Origin of the sequence: Salinispora cortesiana (genome assembly GCF_000484695.1) — a bacterium.
Taxonomy (GTDB): domain Bacteria; phylum Actinomycetota; class Actinomycetes; order Mycobacteriales; family Micromonosporaceae; genus Micromonospora; species Micromonospora cortesiana.
In genome coordinates, this window is the sequence record NZ_AXVR01000015.1 from 77,803 (window position 1) to 92,551 (window position 14,749).

A 14,749-nucleotide genomic window follows, 5' to 3' on the forward strand; every position below is an offset into this window, starting at 1 on the left:
CCGAGCCCGCCGCCCGGTCAGCTCCCCCGACGCACCCGCGCGTCGAGATGTTCCCGAGCAGCCGGCGGGGTATGGGCAACGAACGTCTCCAACGCCGCCCGCGCCTCCTCCGACAGCTTCGCTGGCACCACCACCTCAAGGGTGACCAACAGGTCACCGGCCCGTCCATCGGTACGGACCACCCCCTTGCCCCGGGCCCGGAGGACACGTCCGCTCGGCGTACCCGGGGGTACCCGAAGAGTTACCGCGCCGTCGAAGGTGGGTACCCGGAGATCGGTGCCGAGTACCGCCTCCGCGAAGGTGATCGGCACCGTCAGGGTCAGGTCCTCGCCGGCTCGTCCGAACAGGTCGTCCGAGTTGACCTTGACCTGAATGAACAGGTCACCGGCGGGCCCGCCCCGCGCCCCGGGCTCACCCCGCCCCGCCAGCCGGATCCGCTGACCGTCGGACACCCCGGCCGGGAACCGAACGTTCAACGTCCGGTTCTTGGTGATGCCACCGGCGCCCTGGCACTCTGGGCACTTCTCGTCCACCACCGTGCCGACGCCCTGGCAGTCGGTACAGGGCTCAGAGAAGCTGAACGACCCCTGATTGCGGGTGGTCACGCCGGCACCGCGACAGGTCGGGCAGGTCCGCGGCTGCGTACCCGGCTTCGCCCCGTCGCCACGACAGGTGTCACACACCCCCGGCGTCCGCAATGTCAGCGGCAGGGTCACCCCGCGAATCGCATCGTCGAAGTCGAGCGCGACCTCGGTCTCCACGTCCCGTCCCCGAGCCGGGCCACGCGCTGCGGCCCCGCCCCCGCCCGGAAAGATCGAACCGAACAGGTCCTGAAACCCTGCCCCGCTGAACCGCCGGTCACCACCGGCCGCGCCACCGAACAGGTCGCCGACATCGAACGGCACCCCGCCGGGCTGACCTGCTCCACGGGCGTTACGCCGAAACGCACCCGAGCCGAACAACGAACGCATCTCGTCGTACTCACGGCGCTTGGCGTCGTCGCCGAGCACCGTGTACGCCTCGGAGGCCGCCTTGAACCGCTCCTCGGCCGACGCGTCGCCAGGATTGCGATCCGGGTGCGACTCGCGCGCCAGCTTCCGGTACGCCTTCTTGATCTCATCAGCGGAGGCGGACTTGCCCACACCAAGGGCGGCGTAGTAGTCCTTCTCGATCCAGTCCTTGGAACTCAGCGGTCCGCCCCCTTCCTTCGAGTGATCGTCCCGCCCGCCCCGGTCGGGCAGGCGGGACGATCATGCCGTCGTGTCACCCGTTCACTCCGGGTCGGCGACTCCGACCAACGCCGGCCGCAGCAACCGCTCCCCCACCAGGTAGCCCCGCCGCATGACCTGTACGCAGGTCGGCTCCGTGACCTCGGCCGAGGTCTGGTGCGTCACCGCCTCGTGCTGGGTCGGGTCGAACGGGTCGCCTTCGGCACCGAACGAGGTGAGCCCGAACTTGCCGAGCGCGGTGGTGAGCTGTTCCGCCACCGACCCGAACGGTCCCACCAGGTCGCCGTGCTCACGGGCCCGGTCCAGGTCGTCGAGGATCGGCAGCAGTGCGGCGAGCACCGAGCCGGTGGCCTGCTCGGTGACGAGCGCCCGGTCTCGGTCGACCCGCTTGCGGTAGTTGGCGTACTCCGCCGTCACCCGCTGGAGATCCCGAGTCCGCTCATCCAGATCGGCCCGCAACGCCTCCAGCTCCGCGCCGAGTGAGGTCGCCGTGGCGGCGCCAACCGGCTCGGCCGGCGCGTCCACCACTGGCGGGCTAACAGAAGCCCCCTCAGTGGTCTCGGCCGGGATCTCGTCAACCACGACATCCGCCTCCTCGACCAGCCCTGCTGCCGGGGCATCCGACCCGGCCGCGTCCGAGGCGGTGCTCGCCGCATCCGAGGCGGATCCCGCGTCGGCGGCATCCGAGCCGGAGCCCGCGGCATTGCTGATCTTGCGGTTGTCACGGATGACGACCCGCGGCTCCGCACCGGCCTCGCCGGCGGAGGCGGAGCCACCCGGCACCGACCCGGTGGCGTCCGAGTCGGTGGCTCGTGGCTTGTCCGTCATGCGGCTACCTCATCCCTGTACGTGGAGTCCGTGTCCGAGAACGGTCACTTCTTGCCCTTGTCCTCGTCCACGATCTCCGCGTCGACCACGTCGTCCGGGCCACCGGAGGGAGTGCCCGCCTGGTCGCCGGCCGCACCGGCCTGCTCACCCTGCTGGGTGTAGAGCTGGGAACCGGCCTGCTGGGAAACCTGGGCCAGCTGCGCGTGCGCAGACTTGATCTTCTCGATGTCCTGACCGCCGAGGGCGCTACGCAGCTCGCCGAGCGCCTCGTTGATCTGGTCCCGGGACTCCGTGGGCAGCTTGTCGCCGCTCTCGGCGAGGAACTTCTCGGTCTGCCACTGCAGCGCCTCGGCCACGTTGCGGGTCTCCGCCTCCTCACGCCGCTGCTTGTCCTCCTCGGCGTGCTCCTCGGCGTCCCGACGCATCCGCTCGATGTCCTCCTTCGGCAGCGAGGAGCCGGCGGTGACCGTCATCTTCTGTTCCTTGCCGGTGCCGGTGTCCTTCGCGTGGACGTTCACGATGCCGTTGGCGTCGATGTCGAAGGTGACCTCGATCTGCGGCATGCCGCGCGGCGCCGGCGGCAGGCCGGTCAGCTCGAAGGTGCCGAGCTTCTTGTTGTAGGCGGCGATCTCCCGCTCACCCTGGAAGACCTGGATCAGCACGGACGGCTGGTTGTCGTCGGCCGTGGTGAAGACCTCGGAGCGCTTGGTCGGGATGGTGGTGTTGCGCTCGATCAGCTTGGTGAAGATGCCCCCCTTGGTCTCGATGCCGAGACTCAGCGGGGTCACGTCGAGCAGCAGGACATCCTTGACCTCGCCCTTGAGCACACCGGCCTGCAGGGCGGCACCGACGGCGACGACCTCGTCCGGGTTCACGCCCTTGTTCGGGTCCCGGCCGGTGAGCTGCTTGACCAGCTCGGTCACGGCCGGCATCCGGGTCGAGCCGCCGACCAGGATGACGTGTTCGACGTCGGCGACCTTGATCCCGGCGTCCTTGACGGCCTGCTCGAACGGGCCCTTGCAGCGGTCCAGCAGGTCCTGCGTCATCCGCTGGAACTCGGCGCGGGTGATCGTCACGTCGAGGTGCAGCGGGCCGGCGGCACCAGCGGTGATGTACGGCAGGTTGATGTTGCTGGTGGCGGCGGCGGACAGCTCGATCTTGGCCTTCTCCGCCGCCTCCTTGAGGCGCTGCATCGCCATCTTGTCCTGGGCCAGGTCGATGCCGTGCTCACCGTTGAAGGTCTTGACCAGATGGTCGATGATCCGCTGGTCCCAGTCGTCCCCGCCGAGGAGGTTGTCGCCACTGGTCGACTTGACCTCGATGACGCCCTCGGCCAGCTCCAGCAGCGACACGTCGAAGGTGCCGCCGCCGAGGTCGAAGACCAGGACGGTCTGCTCCTTGGAGCCCTTGTCCAGCCCGTACGCCAGGGCGGCCGCGGTCGGCTCGTTGACGATCCGCAGCACGTTGAAGCCGGCGATCTCACCGGCCTCCTTGGTGGCCTGCCGCTGGCCGTCGTTGAAGTAGGCCGGAACGGTGATCACCGCATCGGTGATCTGCTCGCCCAGGTACGCCTCGGCGTCCCGCTTGAGCTTCATCAGCGTACGAGCCGAGATCTCCTGCGGCGTGTACTTCTTGTCGTCGATGTCGACGAACCAGTCGGTACCGATCTCCCGCTTGACCGAGCGGATCGTCCGGTCCGGGTTGGTGACCGCCTGCCGCTTGGCGACCTCACCGACGAGCACCTCGCCGTTTCGGGCGAAGGCGACGATCGACGGGGTCGTCCGCGAGCCCTCAGCGTTGGCGATCACGGTGGGCTCACCGCCCTCCAGGACGCTGACGCAGGAGTTCGTCGTGCCGAGGTCGATGCCGACCGCACGTGCCATCTTCGCTTCCTCGCTTCGTTCGATTGAGCCGTTGACGGGCGCCGCCGCAGCGCGCCCCACACAAGTTGAGTGGGCTGGACTCAATACTGCCATGTCGCCGACGATCGTCAAGTCGGGGTTGAGCGTACCCGGTGCAAGTCACCCTTCGTCGCCGTACGGTCGCCCGATCTGTCACCCCGGCTCCGCCCTCTCGACGGCCGCCGCACGGGTTGGTTGAGGGCACCTTCCCGGGCTGAATAACCCGTCGGGGGGTGGTGGGGACGCCCGGTCACTTCCGGTGCCACCAGGGGCAGGCCGCAGCGTAGGGTCGGTGGATGGGAACTGCGCAGACCCCCTACGACGCGGTGCTTCACGCGGCCCGAGACGTGGCCGAGCTCGACAACGCACTGGACGCGGAGCGGCTCGGCGCGGCGCTGCTGGGCAGCGTCTATGCGGTCGCCGAGGCCCACCGAGACGACGCCGTCCGCGCCTTCGTCAGCGACTTCCTCGCCGCCACCTCCCGCCGCCGGGCGGCGGCGGCCACCACCATCCGCTCGGTCTTCGCCGCCTTGGTGCCGGACGCGGCCGGGGCCGACCGGGTCCGGCCGGGCGCCGCCGCACCCGCCTGGTCAGGGCAGCTCGGCCGGGTCCACCTCACCGGCTGCTGGGCGTACGGGGACGTCTTCGGCGACCAGACCTCCTACCTGGCGACCTTCGCCTACGACGATCCGGCGGGTGGACCGGAGCACGCCCTGGTGGCACTGGTGGACCACAACATCGGCATCACCAAGGACATCTTCGTCGGTGGCCCGCCGGCCCGGGTCCTCGACCAGATTCGCCAGATGTGCGCCGAAGACGAGCTGACCTGGTTCCGGGACGAGGCACCAGCCGCCATGCACACCGAGGTGAGCCGGCACCTCGCCATCACCGACGAGCTCAGCGAGCTGCCCGGAGAAGGCTCCCTCGCCACCGACCGCGCCCTGGTCGGGGCCCGGCTCGCGTTGCTGCCGACCAGCCGGGCAGCAGCAACGCAGCAATGGGCGGAGCCGCTCACCGCGACGGAGCGGACGGACCTGATCCGGCGGTTCCTCGCCGCACCGGAAGCCGCCCAGTCCGGGCTGGACTCCCTCGACGACGATCAGCTGGCCTCCCTGCACTTCTGCCTCGGGCTGCTACTCGATCACACCGCCACCTTCACCGACCCCGACCCGCTGCGGTGGAGCCCGACGGTCGCCGGGCTGTTCCTGCTGGACTGGGTGCACCGGCGGGCCGTACTGGACATGGACGACGCGGCGCTGCTACCCCGGGTGCTACGGGGTTGGGCGGCGTATGCGGGCCGTAAGCGCGGGCTGTCGGCATCGGCGACAGCCCGCACCAGCGCCGCTATTGACGAAATGGTGCCGGAATTCGCCCGCCTCTACAGCACCGGCGAGCGGCGCAGCCCGGCGACCGCGGCGGTATCCCAGTTACTCGCGGACGGCGTCAACCCGGACGACCCGGCCGCACTCGACGCGTGGATCGAGGCAAACCGACACCACCTCACCGACGAAGGGTCCTGAACACCGCCCTTCGCACTAACGAAGGGCCCGCAACCCACCGGCCCTCGCCCGAACGAACGGCCCGCAACGCACCGGCCCGCACACCTCGAACACACTGGTGCCGAAGGCTTTGATCTGGGTCAAAACCTTCGGCACCAGTGGGGGGTTTGGCTGAGCAGCTCGGCCTACGGTCAGTTGACCCGGCCGCGCCAGCCCTGACCAGCGGTCGAAGTGGCTCAGGCGACCAGGCCGGGGATGGCGGGGTCCTTCGGATTGGGACCGAAGCGGTTCGGGCCGGGCTTGCTGTCCTGCACGAAGAAGACCAGCAGGACGACGAAGCCGATGAACGGAATCAGCCCAAGCAGCAGGAACCAGCCGGAGCGGCCGGTGTCGTGCAGGCGTCGCACGCCGACCGCGAGTGACGGCAGAAGAAGCGCCAGGCCCACGATCACGCTGACGAAGGAGGTTTCCAGCACCCCGTTGAGGATCCCGCCCGCAAAACCGAGGATGACGGTAAAGAGGTAGAACCACCAGTATTCGGAACGACGAGCCCGCCCACTGAATCCGACATACTGGGTAAGCGCCGAACGAATGGCGTCACCAAACGACACAATAACTCCCAAATCCATAATGACGTGGCCAACTTGGCTGGCTGATCCTGCCACAGTCACCACCGGCCGGCGCACCCGAAATACCGAAACCCGATTCAGAACCACAATCCACGGCCAGGAAAGTACCTGAAATTAAATCATCACGAGCAATATCATGAATTACATATATGATATCGCTACCAATCATCCACTAATAAAAAGATCCGGTATGCGCCCATAAAAGACTGAATATGCGGTAGCCGGCTCCACGCACGGGCGGGGTTTCGACGCGCGCGGGGGAGGGCGTAGGGGATGAGGAAGGCATAGGGGATGAAGAGGGCATCGGCGAGGAGAGCGATGCAGGGGAGGGCGAGGGGGACGGCGATGGGGGTGACGGCGAGACCGCTGGCGCGGACGACGACGGCGATGAATGATCCGCCGACGGGGGCAGGACACCCGAGCCGGCACCGGCTGCGGCGAGCAGCGGCAGGGAGGCGGTCCCGGCGAGCAGCGCCACCGTGAACAGGTAGCCGCGGGAGGAACCTGCGCCGCTGGGGGCACGGTGAGCGCCGACAACCCGTCGATAGCCGATAGTCGAGCGGTGCTGGCCGGTGGAGGGAGGACCCACCGCGTCACCTGACTCGGGCACGCCATCCTCCTCGTCGTCCTCAGCCGACGGGAGTGGCCCAACCGGGCAGCCGCGGCGCCAGCAGTACCCTCACCCTGACCCAGTAACCCTAGGTACACCAACTAGCACAGCGTGTCGACACGCCAATGCCATGGAAGTGTCACGAACCGTCCTGGGTTCGGCGTTGTGCCACTGCCGCCGACACTCTGGAATCCAGATAACGAAGCGGGCACCCGGCCGGACGTGGCCGGGCCGGACTGTGGGCGTACTCACGTGTGATGCGAGTATGGACCACGACGGCAACGCAGCCGGAACCTCCGCGCACCCCGCAGGCGGTACGGCTGGACGCCGGCGCTCCCGAACCGGATCCACTCCCCTGGATCCGGCTCACGCCGCGCGGCAACCCCCACCGGGGCTAGGCGTGGCCGCCAGGATCTTGTCCGGCAGCAGTCGGGCAGGCGCAGGAGTTGCGCGCCGTCGGGTTACCCCCGGCGCCGACGCAGACACGACAGGGAGAGACGGATGGCAAAAGGCGACCCCGGGGTCAGCACCCGCGGCCGGCGGGCCGTACCCCGATCCAGGAAGGGCGCGACCGGCGACCCCGAGCTGGTGCAGCTGCTCACCCCCGAAGGTGAGCGCATCGAGAGTGTGACCGGGCCGGACGGCACCGAGTACCGGGTCGACTTCACCGACGAGGAGTACCGCGGCTTCTATCGGGACCTGGTGCTGGTGCGGAAGCTGGACGCCGAGGCGACCGCCCTGCAGCGGCAGGGCGAGCTTGGCCTCTGGGCGAGCCTGCTCGGCCAGGAGGCGGCCCAGGTCGGTTCCGGCCGGGCGCTGCGGACGCAGGACATGGCCTTCCCGACCTACCGGGAACATGGCGTCCTCTACTGCCGGGGCATCGACCCGATCATGCCGCTGGGCCTGTTTCGCGGAGTCGACCAGGGCGGCTGGGACCCGAACGAATTCAAGTTCAACATGTACACGATCGTGATCGGGGCGCAGACCCTGCACGCGACCGGGTACGCCATGGGCGTCACCATGGACGGCAAGACCGGCACCGACGAGGGCGAGGCGGTGATCGCCTACTTCGGCGACGGCGCCACCAGCCAGGGCGATGTCAACGAGTCGTTCGTCTGGGCCAGCGTCTTCAACGCGCCGATGGTCTTCTTCTGCCAGAACAACCAGTACGCCATCTCGGAGCCGCTGGAGCGCCAGACGCGCATCCCGCTCTACCGGCGGGCCGCCGGCTTCGGCTTCCCCGGCGTCCGGGTAGACGGCAACGACGTGCTGGCCAGCTACGCGGTGACCCGGCACGCGCTGGACAACGCACGGCACGGGCAGGGCCCGAGCCTGATCGAGGCGTACACCTATCGGATGGGGGCGCACACCACCTCCGACGACCCCACCCGGTACCGGATCGCCAGCGAGGTCGAGGCCTGGCAGGCGAAGGATCCGATCGCCCGGATGAAGGCCTTCCTGGTGAAGCAGAAGATCGCCGACGACGACTTCTTCGCCGAGGTGGACGAGCAGGCCAAGCGCGAGTCGGTGCACCTGCGCGAGCGGGTGCTGGAGATGCCGAACCCGGAGCCGAGCAGCATGTTCGACCACGTCTACCCCAACGGATCGCCCCTGGTTGACCAGCAGCGGGCGCAGTTCACGCAGTACCTGGAGTCGTTCGAGGGGAGCGCGCACTGATGGCCACGGAGACCCTCACCCTCGGCAAGGCCCTCAACGCCGGAATGCGTAAGGCCCTGGAGAACGACCCGAAGGTCGTGATCATGGGCGAGGACGTCGGCAAGCTCGGCGGCGTGTTCCGGATCACCGATGGGCTGCAAAAGGACTTCGGCGACCAGCGGGTGATCGACACCCCCCTCGCCGAGTCGGGCATCATCGGCACCGCGGTTGGCCTGGCCATCCGGGGCTACCGGCCGGTCTGCGAGATCCAGTTCGACGGCTTCGTCTACCCGGCGTACGACCAGATCGTGTCGCAGGTGGCGAAGATGCACTACCGCTCCCGCGGCAAGCTGAAGATTCCCATGGTGATCCGCATTCCGTTCGGCGGCGGCATCGGAGCGGTGGAGCACCACTCCGAGTCGCCGGAGGCGTACTTCTCCCACACCCCCGGGCTCAAGGTCGCCACCTGCGCCAACCCGCAGGACGCGTACGTGATGATCCAGCAGGCCATCGCGTCGGACGACCCGACCGTCTTCCTGGAGCCCAAGCGCCGCTACTGGGAGAAGGGCCCGGTCGAGGTTGACCAGCCGCTCCCGGAGGCATACCCGCTTCAGGCCGCCCGGATCGCGCGGCCGGGTACCGACGCGACCCTGATCGCGTACGGGCCGATGGTGCGCACCTGCCTGGACGCGGCGACCGCCGCCGCCGAGGACGGCCGTGAGCTGGAGGTCATCGACCTGCGCACGCTCGCCCCGCTGGACCTAGGCCAGGTGTACGAGTCCGTACGCCGTACCGGTCGGGCCATCGTGGTGCACGAGGCGCCGTCGAACATCGGCCTCGGGGCCGAGGTCGCGGCCCGGATCACCGAGGAGTGCTTCTACTCCTTGGAGTCTCCGGTGCTGCGGGTGACCGGCTATGACATCCCCTACCCGGCCTCCCGGGTGGAGGAGGAGTACCTGCCCGACCTCGACCGGGTGCTCGACGCCGTCGACCGCACCTTCGGCTGGTGAGCGAGATGTCACGAGTCAAGGAGTTCAACCTGCCCGACCTGGGCGAGGGCCTGACCGAGGGGGAGATCCTCAGCTGGCTCGTCAAGGTGGGCGACACCATCGAGCTGAACCAGCCCATCGTCGAGGTGGAGACCGCCAAGGCGGCGGTCGAGATCCCGGCGAAGTGGGCCGGCCGAGTGCAGTCGATCTTCCATGCGGAGGGCACGACCGTCGAGGTCGGTACCCCGATCATCGCGATCGACACCGACCCGACGGCCGGCCCGCTGGAGACACCGGAGCCGACCGGCGACGCCGCGAAGGCCTCGTCGGCGGCGGGGGAGGCCGCCAAGGGCGCGGCCGACTCCGACCAGAACGACGATGCCGCGTCCGGTAAGCGCACTCCCGTGCTGGTGGGCTACGGCCCGCGGACCACCGCCGCGAAGCGCCGCCCCCGCAAGGGTGTCGCTCCGGCCGCGCCAGCCCAGCCCGCTCCCGTACCGGTCCAGCCGGCTCCCGCGCCGGCCCAACCCGCTCCCGCGCCGGTGGCCAGTGGGCCGAGTACCACCGGCAACGGGCACAGCGGTCCGGCCGGTGGCGCTCGGGTGCTGGCCAAGCCTCCGGTACGCAAGCTCGCGAAGGATCTCGGGGTCGACCTGTCCACCCTGACCGGATCGGGTCCGCTCGGCTCGATCAGCCGGGAGGACGTACGGCAGGCGGCGAGCGCCACCCCGGCGACGGCGCAACCGCCGGCGGCGGCCGGTCCGGTCGGCAGCACGGCGGCGAACGTCGGTGTGCACCGCGAGCAGCGGATCCCGGTCAAGGGGGTCCGGAAGCTGACCGCGGAGAACATGTCCCGTTCGGCGTTCACCGCGCCGCACGTGACGGAGTTCCTGACCGTCGACATGACGCGGGCGATGAAGGCCCTGGACCGGCTCCGCCAGCGGCGGGAGTGGCGGGACGTGCGGGTCTCCCCGCTGCTGCTGGTCGCCAAGGCCGTGCTGTTGGCCGTCCGGCGCCACCCGATGGTCAACTCGACCTGGGCGGGCGAGGAGATCGCCGTCAAGGACTACGTCAACCTCGGCATCGCGGCAGCGACCGAGCGCGGCCTCATCGTCCCGAACGTGAAGGACGCGGGGCGGCTCACTCTGCGGGAGCTGGCAGACTCGCTGACCGATCTCGTTCAGACCGCCAAGGCTGGAAAGACCTCACCGGGGGACATGTCCGGCGGCACGTTGACCATCACCAACGTGGGCGTCTTCGGCGTGGACACCGGTACCCCGATTCTGCCCCCGGGCGAGTCGGCGATCCTGGCCTTCGGCGCGGTCCGCAAGATGCCGTGGGTGCACAAGGGCAAGGTCCGCCCCCGCCAGGTCACCACGCTGGGCCTCTCGTTCGACCACCGGATCATCGACGGGGAGCTCGGGTCGCGCTTCCTACGGGATATCGGCGACTTCCTCGCCGACCCGGAGGCGGCGCTGCTCGCCTGGACCTGACCGGTAGCGATCGGCTGATCCACTGACGGCCGGTGTGCCAGGGGTTGCCGCCCCGGCACACCGGCCGTCGCCTTTGGCAGGACACCTTCGGCCAAACAGCCGAACTGCCTTAGATTTTTCGGCTCGTGTCCCAGCTCACCTAAGAATCGTTGGCGATCTCGGGTCCAGTTGCGCTTCAATTGGTGTCAGCAGGGGCTACCGACAACCGAATAGCCAGGAGTGAGACCCATGAGCATGTTCGACCGATTCCGCAGCCGTCGCGACGCCAGCCGCCGCGCCCGTGCCATCGAGCGCGCGCTGCGTTCCGCCAATTCGCCGGCGGTCCGCGACGAGATCCTCACCATCGCGCAGCGTCAGATGTACTGACCCGCCCACGACTTTTCTCGCCTCCTCACCGAAGGCCCGTTCGGCTCCGCCGGACGGGCCTTCGGCGTTCCGCGGCGCGTACACGCCAACCGGGTCCTGTGGCGGCTGACACCGGGATTTCGCCATCACCCGCCGCCCGGTACGGTGGTGTCCGGTCGTCGCCCGCCGATGTGGCAGGGCGGTTCCGGATCGAACCCAATCGAAACCGCCCGGCAACACGGAGTAGCGGTCCGACGCTCCCGAAACCTCCCTTCAGGAGGACCGGATACGGTGCGGTGAGCGACCGGGGCGCGCGGTCCGGCGATGCCGGTTGCGATACCGCGCACCGGCGTCCGCGGCCGAAGCTGATGGAGGAGGCGCACGCATGACGTCCGAAGGCACGCACCACCCCGGCCAGCAGCCGGAAGAGGCGTCGCCGGGCGCTGGCGGACCGACGCCATACGGCGACCGGCCGGCGAGGCAGGACAGCGGGTATGCCGCCGGGCAGCCAGATCTGGGTTGGGCTCCTCCGCCCCCCGCACACCCGACCCCGGCCGGGCCTGCCTGGGCAACCGACTCACCACCGGCCCCCGCGTGGGGCACCGCTCAACCGCCGGAACCGACCCCGGCAACCGCTCCGGCGCAGTGGGCCCCGGACGCGGGGGTGCCGCAGCCGGAGCCCGGGCACGGCGGCCCACCCGAGCCGGCCTGGGCCCCGCCCCCGGCCGCCGAACCGGCCTGGGCGCAGCAGCCACCCCCCGTCGTCCGGGCCACCGCGCAGGTGCCCCCGCCGGCACCCAGCCAGCCCATGCCGGAAGCCCCGGCGAGCGGCCGGCCAGCGCCGGCACCCGAGTGGAACGCCGGAGTTGGCCAACCAAACCCGGCCCAGTCGGGCGGCTGGGCACCGGAGGGGGCCGCCTGGGCGCCCGGGAGCCCCGCTGTCGCCACGAGCAACGAGGGCGGCTGGCAGCCCGGAGAGCCGTCGAGCCACGCCGGCATGGCCGCGCCCGGCGAACGTCCCGCACAGCCCTGGGTGCCGGCGCAACGTGGCACCGGCGATGGGCTGAACATGCCCGGCGTCGAACCGTGGGCGCCGGAGGAGGCCTGGGGTAACGCCGAACGTTCGGCGGCTGCCGGACAGGAGCCGGTGGCCCTCGGAGCACCTCCGGTATACCAGCCGGCACCGGGCCCGGGCATCTCTCCCGCCAATGCGGTCCCGCTCCCGCCGCAGGAGCAGCGGGTGCCCGGCGCCAGCCTGGCGGCCGGCGCACCAACCGACTTCGCCGCACCACCACCGGCCGCCGTTCCACCGCCGCCGGCCGACTTCGCCGCACCACCACCGGCCGCTGCTCCGCCACCGGCTGCCCCGGAGCCTGCTCGCCCCGACCTCGGATACGAGGCAGGCCAGCACGGATGGCCCCCACCGGCCGGGCTGGGCGAGCCGCCCGCGCCCCCGGCAGTGCCCGCACCGCGTACCTCCCCGGAGTTCGCCGAACAGCCCGCACCCCCGCCGGCAGTGTCCGGCGGTGTCTCGGCCAGCGCCGCTGTGCCGCTAGCCAGCCGGGTGACGCCACCGGTCGACCAGGCCCAGGTTCCTCCCACGCCAGCACCGCAGCCACGCGTGTATGGCCGCCCCGCGCCGGAGCCGGCAGAGCCCGAGGGCTACCAGGCCGACCCGCAGCGATTCGATCCAGAGGGTCCTGGCCGGGACGCCGGATTCGGCGCTAACCGTGACTTCGGCCCGAACAACGGACCCAGCCCGGACGGCGGCTTCGGTGCGGAGAGTGGCTTCGGTCGTGGCGGCGAGGATCGGCCCGCCGATCCCCCCGGCTACGCGCCCGTCGTACCGGCTCCCGCGGCACCCTTCCCGCCGAGCATCCCCGCCTTCGCCGATGCCCCAGCCAGCGAAAGACCAGTCAATGGCACCAAGCCGCATCCCGGCGAGGAGCGCCCCGCCGACCGCTTCGGCGAGCCGGTGACCGGTGCTGCCAACGTCAACAGCACCACCGCCTTCCCCCCGCAACCCGAGCCGGCGTTCCCACCACCGGCCCAGCCCACGGTCCCGGCCTGGGACCAGGCACCGCCCCCCACCGCAGCCTGGGACCAGGCAGCACCCCCGACCCAGGCCTGGGACCAGGCCCAGCCGACGGCGCAGCCCTCCACCCAGGCCTGGGATCACGCACCGTCCCCGGCCCAGCCCTGGGAGCAGAACCGCCCGGCCAACCCGGAGCCGGACCAGAGCCGCTTCGACGCGTTCCAGCCGATCGCCGAGCCGGCGGCCGACGCGCCTGTCCCGAAGGTCCGTAACGGCCGGGTGCTGGCCGCGGTGCTCGTCGCCGCGGTGCTGATCCTAACCATTCCGCTGGGCCTGCTCCTGCTGCTCGGCAAGATCGGCGGGAGCGATTCGGCGCAGAGCTTCAACCCCGCGGTCGGAAGCTGTGTCAAGCAATCGGGTGAAACGGCGGTGGCGGTGGACTGCGGTGACGCCGACGCACACACAGTGGTGTCGAAGGTGAACACCAACGAGGAGTGCACCGACCCGACCCAGCCGCACGTGACGCTCACCGGCTCCGGCGACAACCGAGTGCTCTGCCTCGAAAAGACCAACTGACCAGCCCGACCCGATGGTGGGGCCACAGTCGACCTGTGGCCCCACCATCGGTCGTTTCGGCAGGAAAGCAGGGTCAGCTACAACGCCAGCCAGCAGCATTGCCACTGGTTGAAGCGGCGGCGCTACCCGCTGAGCTTGGGATGCCCGCGATGCGCCGACCAGTCCTCGGCGAGGAGCGCCATGAGGTGAGCGTCGACCCAGTCACCCTGCCAGTGCAGTGCCTGACGCTTCGTACCATCGTGGACGAAGCCGACCTGCTCGTAGAGAGGACCCACCAGTGCGATCCGGAACGAACAGGACCGATTGTCGACATCCAACTCGTTCAGGACAACCTCCCCCACGTAGCTGTTGGTGCGTTGTTCGACGATCGCCAGATCCAACCGGTTGTCGTATCCGGCGCGAGAGGAGTACCACTGCTCGGCGCGTTCCAACTCCGCCCCGGACGATGCCTGGCTATGTAGCAGCGGCCTGAGCACGATCCTCAGCTTGAGCGGCCACCTCGGCAACAGGCTTGGTCTGCAACAGTTCGTCCTTTCCCACCGGGGAGCCAGGGCTACCGGCACAGGAGGCGGCCGAAAGCAGCACGACACAAACGCAGTAGTTAGTACTCCAGCAGGAGATCCGTTCGGACCTGCTGGAGCTGTGTGGTTTTGTCCGTGAGCATGGAGCAGCCACCGCTGAGTCTTGTGGTTGTGTGGACCAAAGATGCGGCGGTGGCTGCCGCCTACAGGGTAGACGTCCAGCGGTGGTCTGGGCTGTTCGACGAGCTGATGGACGTGGTCGGGTCCTGCTTCGGTCGGCCTGAGCCCCGCCGGCGGGTGCGGGACTTCCTGGCCGGGCTGCTGGCGCCGTTGCCGACGAAGAACTGTTGGACGATCGCGGAGCATGCCGGTGACGACGGCCCGGGTGGCATGCAGGATCTGATCGGTCGTGCCAGTTGGGACGACGCGCGGGTCCGC

Annotated in this window: 11 protein-coding genes and 1 pseudogene; 7 read left to right on the forward strand and 5 right to left on the reverse strand. The window is 69.8% G+C overall.

Annotated features, from left to right (window positions below):
- Positions 1-17: 17 nt before the first annotated feature.
- The 3 genes from dnaJ to dnaK form a co-directional block, all read right to left on the reverse strand.
- Positions 18-1,190, reverse strand: coding sequence for a molecular chaperone DnaJ (gene dnaJ / locus K228_RS0109760; protein ID WP_025618277.1), 1,173 nt, complete (start codon positions 1,188-1,190; stop codon positions 18-20).
- An 81-nt stretch (positions 1,191-1,271) separates the two neighbouring features.
- Positions 1,272-2,057 (reverse strand): nucleotide exchange factor GrpE, encoded by a 786-nt coding sequence (grpE, locus tag K228_RS0109765; protein ID WP_025618278.1) that lies wholly within the window; start codon positions 2,055-2,057, stop codon positions 1,272-1,274.
- A 44-nt stretch (positions 2,058-2,101) separates the two neighbouring features.
- On the reverse strand, positions 2,102-3,940 hold the full coding sequence (dnaK, locus tag K228_RS0109770; RefSeq protein WP_025618279.1) for a molecular chaperone DnaK: 1,839 nt from the start codon (positions 3,938-3,940) through the stop codon (positions 2,102-2,104).
- A gap of 314 nt (positions 3,941-4,254) precedes the next feature.
- Here dnaK and K228_RS0109775 point away from each other — a divergent pair, with 314 nt between their 5' ends.
- Positions 4,255-5,478, forward strand: coding sequence for a hypothetical protein (locus K228_RS0109775; RefSeq protein WP_025618280.1), 1,224 nt, complete (start codon positions 4,255-4,257; stop codon positions 5,476-5,478).
- A 215-nt stretch (positions 5,479-5,693) separates the two neighbouring features.
- On the opposite strand, the gene K228_RS0109780 is transcribed toward K228_RS0109775, so the two are convergent.
- Positions 5,694-6,068 carry a DUF805 domain-containing protein gene (locus K228_RS0109780; RefSeq protein ID WP_025618281.1) on the reverse strand — a complete coding sequence of 125 codons (375 nt, stop codon included), beginning with the start codon at positions 6,066-6,068 and terminating at the stop codon, positions 5,694-5,696.
- Positions 6,069-7,197: 1,129 nt separating this feature from the next.
- Here K228_RS0109780 and pdhA point away from each other — a divergent pair.
- From pdhA to K228_RS0109810, 5 genes are all read left to right on the forward strand, one after another.
- Positions 7,198-8,373, forward strand: a complete 1,176-nt coding sequence (gene pdhA, locus K228_RS0109790; RefSeq protein ID WP_025618282.1) for a pyruvate dehydrogenase (acetyl-transferring) E1 component subunit alpha — start codon at positions 7,198-7,200, stop codon at positions 8,371-8,373.
- Positions 8,373-9,362: an alpha-ketoacid dehydrogenase subunit beta gene (locus tag K228_RS0109795; protein WP_025618283.1), complete on the forward strand. Its 990-nt coding sequence runs from the start codon at positions 8,373-8,375 to the stop codon at positions 9,360-9,362. The genes pdhA and K228_RS0109795 overlap by 1 nt, the downstream gene beginning before the upstream one ends.
- A gap of 5 nt (positions 9,363-9,367) precedes the next feature.
- On the forward strand, positions 9,368-10,834 hold the full coding sequence (locus K228_RS0109800; RefSeq protein WP_025618284.1) for a dihydrolipoamide acetyltransferase family protein: 1,467 nt from the start codon (positions 9,368-9,370) through the stop codon (positions 10,832-10,834).
- 228 nt (positions 10,835-11,062) lie between these two features.
- Positions 11,063-11,200, forward strand: a complete 138-nt coding sequence (locus K228_RS28790; protein ID WP_188116184.1) for a hypothetical protein — start codon at positions 11,063-11,065, stop codon at positions 11,198-11,200.
- Between the two features lie 364 nt (positions 11,201-11,564).
- A complete protein-coding gene (locus K228_RS0109810) occupies positions 11,565-13,790 on the forward strand; it encodes an LppU/SCO3897 family protein (protein ID WP_025618285.1) in 2,226 nt (741 codons plus the stop codon).
- 122 nt (positions 13,791-13,912) lie between these two features.
- Here K228_RS0109810 and K228_RS0109815 read toward each other — a convergent pair whose 3' ends face one another.
- Positions 13,913-14,266, reverse strand: a complete 354-nt coding sequence (locus tag K228_RS0109815; RefSeq protein WP_245603439.1) for a GNAT family N-acetyltransferase — start codon at positions 14,264-14,266, stop codon at positions 13,913-13,915.
- A gap of 237 nt (positions 14,267-14,503) precedes the next feature.
- Here K228_RS0109815 and K228_RS29425 point away from each other — a divergent pair.
- Positions 14,504-14,749 (forward strand): annotated as a pseudogene (locus tag K228_RS29425) (IS701 family transposase); the annotation flags it as partial.